General features: G+C 54.1%; 1 rRNA gene. It reads right to left on the bottom strand.

The features are described 5' to 3' along the window. Positions 1 to 1,695, bottom strand: a 23S ribosomal RNA gene (locus tag A3754_RS08050); the annotation flags it as partial.

The following is a 1,695-nucleotide window of genomic DNA, read 5'->3' as shown; positions in this document are numbered from 1 at the left end:
TCGAACGTAGCTACCCGGCAATGCCACTGGCGTGACAACCGGAACACCAGAGGTTCGTCCACTCCGGTCCTCTCGTACTAGGAGCAGCTCCTCTCAAATCTCCAACGCCCACGGCAGATAGGGACCGAACTGTCTCACGACGTTCTAAACCCAGCTCGCGTACCTCTTTAAATGGCGAACAGCCATACCCTTGGGACCGGCTTCAGCCCCAGGATGAGATGAGCCGACATCGAGGTGCCAAACACCGCCGTCGATATGAACTCTTGGGCGGTATCAGCCTGTTATCCCCGGAGTACCTTTTATCCGTTGAGCGATGGCCCTTCCATACAGAACCACCGGATCACTAAGACCTGCTTTCGCACCTGCTCGACTTGTAGGTCTCGCAGTCAAGCACCCTTCTACCTTTACGCTCGTTGCACGATGTCCGACCGTGCTGAGGGTACCTTTGTGCTCCTCCGTTACTCTTTGGGAGGAGACCGCCCCAGTCAAACTACCCACCACACAATGTCCCCGATCCCGATAAGGGACCCAGGTTAGAACCTCAAACATGCCAGGCTGGTATTTCAAGGACGACTCCACAATGACTAGCGTCACTGCTTCAAAGTCTCCCAGCTATCCTACACAAACAGGTTCAAAGTCCACTGTGAAGCTATAGTAAAGGTTCACGGGGTCTTTCCGTCTAGCCGCGGGTACACAGCATCTTCACTGCGATTTCGATTTCACTGAGTCTCGGGTGGAGACAGCGCCCCCATCATTACGCCATTCGTGCAGGTCGGAACTTACCCGACAAGGAATTTCGCTACCTTAGGACCGTTATAGTTACGGCCGCCGTTTACCGGGGCTTCGATCAAGAGCTTCGCCGAAGCTAACCCCATCAATTAACCTTCCGGCACCGGGCAGGCGTCACACCCTATACGTCCGCTTACGCGTTTGCAGAGTGCTGTGTTTTTAATAAACAGTTGCAGGGGCCTTTTCACTGCGACCGCCGATAGCTTAGGGAGTAAATCCCATCACCGTCAGCGGCGTACCTTCTCCCGAAGTTACGGTACCACTTTGCCTAGTTCCTTCACCCGAGTTCTCTCAAGCGCCTTAGAATACTCATCCCAACCACCTGTGTCGGTTTGGGGTACGGTTCCTTATAACCTGAAGCTTAGAAGATTTTCCTGGAAGCATGGCATCAACCACTTCCCGGTCACAAAGGACCAGTGGTCTCGACTCTCAGCCTTAAGGTGCCGGATTTGCCTAACACCTCAGCCTACAGCCTTTCCCCGGGACAACCAACGCCCGGTAGGCATAGCCTTCTCCGTCTCTCCATCGCAGTTATAAGAAGTACGGGAATATTAACCCGTTTCCCATCAGCTACGCATTTCTGCCTCGCCTTAGGGGCCGACTCACCCTGCGCCGATTAGCGTTGCGCAGGAAACCTTGGTCTTTCGGCGTGCGGGTTTTTCACCCGCATTATCGTTACTCACGTCAGCATTCGCACTTGTGATACCTCCAGCATGCTTCTCAACACACCTTCACAGGCTTACACAACGCTCCCCTACCCAGCAGAACAAGTCTGCTGCCGCAGCTTCGGTATCCAGTTTGAGCCCCGTTACATCTTCCGCGCAGGCCGACTCGACTAGTGAGCTATTACGCTTTCTTTAAAGGGTGGCTGCTTCTAAGCCAACCTCCTAGCTGTCTGAGCCTTCC

The organism is Alcanivorax sp. HI0083 (genome assembly GCF_001635175.1).
This window is presented reverse-complemented; position numbering and strand designations above follow the sequence as displayed.